General features: G+C 70.4%; 4 protein-coding genes and 1 pseudogene. 4 read left to right on the top strand and 1 reads right to left on the bottom strand.

What is annotated here, in order from left to right; all coding sequences use genetic code 11:
• Positions 1-204: HAD hydrolase-like protein (locus VHK87_RS08780; RefSeq protein WP_329634524.1), on the bottom strand; the 204-nt coding region annotated here is incomplete at its 3' end.
• A 38-nt stretch (positions 205-242) separates the two neighbouring features.
• On the opposite strand from VHK87_RS08780, the gene glmU reads away from it, so the two are divergent.
• The 4 genes and pseudogenes from glmU to VHK87_RS08760 all read left to right on the top strand — a co-directional run.
• Positions 243-1,637, top strand: a complete 1,395-nt coding sequence (glmU, locus tag VHK87_RS08775) for a bifunctional UDP-N-acetylglucosamine diphosphorylase/glucosamine-1-phosphate N-acetyltransferase GlmU (protein WP_329634523.1) — start codon at positions 243-245, stop codon at positions 1,635-1,637.
• Entirely contained in the window at positions 1,634-2,317 is a 684-nt protein-coding gene (gene rpiA / locus VHK87_RS08770; protein WP_329634522.1) for a ribose-5-phosphate isomerase RpiA, read from the top strand. The genes glmU and rpiA overlap by 4 nt, the downstream gene beginning before the upstream one ends.
• A gap of 13 nt (positions 2,318-2,330) precedes the next feature.
• Positions 2,331-3,713 carry a glutathione-disulfide reductase gene (gor, locus tag VHK87_RS08765; RefSeq protein ID WP_329634521.1) on the top strand — a complete coding sequence of 461 codons (1,383 nt, stop codon included), beginning with the start codon at positions 2,331-2,333 and terminating at the stop codon, positions 3,711-3,713.
• Positions 3,710-3,956: pseudogene (locus VHK87_RS08760) on the top strand (hypothetical protein); the annotation flags it as partial. The gene gor and the pseudogene VHK87_RS08760, both read left to right, overlap by 4 nt.

The raw sequence follows: 3,956 nt of genomic DNA, 5'->3' as shown, positions 1-3,956 counted from the left end.
ATCGTAGCCCGCCGCCGTGAAGCCCCGCTCGATCAGCCAGCGCGCGCCGCGGCCGATGAACGGCCGGGCCTCCTCGATCGGCAGGGGCGAAAGTCCCTCCTCGCGCAGCAGCACGTTGAGCGTGCCCACGAGGTCGGGCGCGGTGTCGACGAGGGTCCCGTCGAGGTCGAAGGCCAGGGTTGCGCCGGCGAGCGGGGTGGGCAAGGCGAGGAGCTCCGTCGAAAGCGCTCGCCGTTTCGGCTATGAGCCGCAAGATTGCAACGCGCCACCGACTCGTCAGGAGACCCATGCCCGCCAGAGCCGCCGTCATCCTCGCCGCGGGCATCGGCACGCGGCTGAAGTCGCCGATCCCCAAGGTGCTCAACAAGGTGGGTGGGCGCACCATCGTCGACCGCGTGATCGACGCCTGCGAGGGCCTCGGCTGCGAGAAGATCGTGGTGGTGGTCGGAAACCACAGCCCCCAGGTCCGCGCCCACATCGCCGCGCGCCTGGGGGAGGGGGCGATCGCGGTTCAGGACGAACCGCTCGGCACCGCCCACGCAGCCCTGGCCGCCCGCGAGGCGCTGGAGGACTTCGACGCCGAGGTGCTGGTCACCAACGGCGACCTGCCGCTGATCGAGCCCAAGGACCTGGAGCCGCTGTTCCAACTGAGGGCCCAGGGCGCGCGCCTGGCGATCATGGGCTTCGAGCCGGCCGACCCCTTGCTCTACGGCCGCATCATCCGCGGCGCCGACGGCCACGTGATCCGCATCGTCGAGGCCAAGGACCTCAACCCCGAGCAGTCGGCGGTGAAGGCCTGCAACGCCGGCCTCTACCTCGCCAACGGCAAGGACTGGTTCCGCTGGCTCCCCAAGGTGCGCAACGAGAACGCCAAGAAGGAATACTACCTCACCGACGTGGTCGGTCTGGCCTCCGCGGAGGAGGCGCTGGTCCGCGCCGCCTTTGCGCCGGAGAGCGCGGTGATGGGCGCCGACACCCAGATGCAGCTCTCGGCCGCAGAAGCCATCTTCCAGCACCGCCGCCGGGCCCACTTCCTGGCTGAGGGGGTCGCGATGCCGGCGCCGGAGACGGTGCACTTCTCCTGGGACACCCAGATCGCGGCCGGCGCGACGGTGGAGCCCTACGTCGTCTTCGCCCCCGGCGTGACGGTGGCGACGGCCGCCGTGATCCGCTCCTTCTCGCACCTGGAGGGCGCGCGAGTGCGCTCCGGCGCCCTTGTCGGCCCGTACGCGCGGCTGCGGCCCGGCGCCGACATCGGCGAGGAGGCCCACATCGGCAACTTTGTGGAGGTGAAGAAGGTCGCTGTGGGCAAGGGCGCCAAGGCCAATCACCTGGCTTATCTCGGCGACGGCTCGGTGGGCGCGGGCGCCAACATCGGCGCCGGGACCATCTTCTGCAACTACGACGGCTTCGACAAATTCGAGACCCACGTGGGGGCGGGGGCTTTCATCGGCTCCGACACCGCACTGGTCGCGCCCGTGCGGGTGGGCGAGGGCGCCTACATCGGCTCCGGCTCCGTGATCACCAGCGATGTGACGCCCGACTCCCTAGCCCTGGCCCGCGGACGCCAGGTGGAGAAACCCGGTTGGGCGACCGATTTCCGCAAGTCCAAGCAGGCGAAGAAGGCCGCCAAGTGAGCGCCGACGATCAGAAGAGGGCCGCCGGCTACGCCGCCGCCGAGCTCGCCGAGCCTGGCATGGTGGTCGGCCTCGGCACAGGCTCCACGGCCGCCTGGTTCGTCCGCGCGCTGGCCGAGCGCCGGCTGGACGTGCGCTGCGTGCCGACCTCCCAGGCCACCGCCGACCTCGGCGCCTCGCTGGGCCTGACCATCATCTCCCTCGAGGACGTCACCGAGGTCGACCTTACTGTCGACGGGGCGGACGAGATCGGCCCCGGCCTCGCTCTCATCAAAGGCGGCGGCGCGGCCCTGCTGCGCGAGAAGCTGGTGTGGGAGGCCTCCCGCCGCTGCGTGGTCATCGCCGACGCCGCCAAGCAGGTCCCTGTGCTCGGGGCGTTCCCGCTGCCGATCGAGGTGGTCGCCTTCGGCCATCGCTCGACGGCGCTGCGGATCTGCGACGCCCTGGCCGAATGCGACCTCGGGGTCGCCCCGCGCCTGCGCCTCAAGGACAGCGCCCCCGTGCGAACCGACGGCGGCAACCTCATCTATGACGCGGCTTGCGGGCGCATCGAGGACCCGGCGGCCCTGGCGCGGGCGCTGAAGAGCGTCACCGGCGTCGTCGACCACGGCCTGTTCCTGGACCTCGCCGACGAGGCCCTGGTCGGCGGGCCCGTCGGCGTCACGCGCCTCGAACCGTAAGAAGGAGGCCCGCTTGGCGAGCTACGACTACGATCTCTTCGTCATCGGCGCCGGCTCCGGCGGCGTGCGCGCGGCTCGGCTGGCGGCCATGTCCGGCGCCAAGGTGGCGGTCGCCGAGGAAGATAAGGTCGGCGGCACATGCGTGATCCGCGGCTGCGTGCCCAAGAAGTTCATGGTCTACGCCTCGGAGTTCGCTCACCAGTTCAAGACCGCGGAGGGCTTCGGCTGGAGCCCCTCCGGCTCAACCTTCGACTGGCCGACCTTCCTTGCGGCCAAGGACCGGGAAATCGCCCGTCTTTCAGGCATCTACGTCACCAACCTGAGGAACGCCGGGGCCGATCTCGTTCACTCCAAGGCCCGCCTGGTGGACGCCCATACCGTCGAGGTGGTGGCCCAGGAGCGGACCTACACCGCCGAGAAGATTCTCATCGCCACCGGCGGCCGGCCGTGGGTTCCGGACAACCTGCCGGGCGCCGAGCTCGCCATCAGCTCGGACGAGGCCTTCCACCTGCCGGAGCTGCCGAAGCGGATCCTGATCGCCGGCGGCGGCTACATCGGGGTGGAGTTCGCCGGCATCTTCAACGGCCTGGGGGTGGAAACCACGCTCGTCTACCGCGGCCCGAACATCCTGCGCGGCTTCGACGACCACGTGCGCGCCCACGTCACCGAGGAGATGGAGAAGCGCGGCATCAAGGTGATCCTCGGCTGCCAGCACAAATCCATCGAGAAGACCCCCACCGGCCTGCTCAGCCGCCTCACCGGCAGTGACATCGAGACCGACGTGGTCATGTTCGCCCTGGGCCGGGAGCCATACGTGAAGGGGCTGGGGCTGGAGAGCGCCGGCGTGAAGCTGGCCGAAAACGGCGCCATCGCCGTCGACGAGTACTCCCGCACCAACGTGGAAAGCATCTGGGCGGTCGGCGACGTCACCAGCCGCATCAACCTGACCCCGGTGGCGATCCGCGAGGGCGCGGCCTTCGCCGAGACCGAGTTCTACGGCCGCCCGACGAAGTTCGACCACGAGATGGTCGCCTCGGCGGTGTTCTCCCAGCCGCCGATCGGTTCGGTCGGGCTGACGGAGGCCGACGCCCGCCATCAGTACGGCAAGGTCGACGTCTACCTCTCCCGCTTCCGCCCGATGAAGGTGACCTTCTACGGCGGCGACGAGCGGGCGCTGATCAAGCTGGTCGTCGACAAGGCCAGCCAGAAGGTCGTCGGCTGCCACGTGGTCGGGCCCGACGCGCCGGAGATCATCCAGATGGCGGCCATCGCGATGAAGATGGGCGTGACCAAGCAGCAGTGGGACTCCACCTGCGCCGTCCACCCGACCTTGGCCGAGGAGCTGGTCACCATGCGCGAGCCCTATGTTCCGCAGGAGCTGGGCCGCGTCGCATGAGCCCGGAGGAGGGCCGCACGCCGCCCTGGCTGGCCGCCTGGTGCGGCTGGGTGCTGGCGGGCCTGTTCGCCCTGACGCCGCTGCTCGCCTGGCTCGCGCCGCTGGGCTTCGCGCCGGTGGTGGCGCTGGCGGGCCTGCTGACGCTGCCGGCGATGCACATCCGCCGTGACGACTGGTCCATCGCCGTCGCGGTGCTGATCCTCATCGCCTGGGCGATGCTCTCGGTCCGCTGGAGCCCCTACG

This window comes from Phenylobacterium sp., assembly GCF_036263695.1.
Classification (GTDB): Bacteria; Pseudomonadota; Alphaproteobacteria; order Caulobacterales; family Caulobacteraceae; genus Phenylobacterium.
This window is presented reverse-complemented; position numbering and strand designations above follow the sequence as displayed.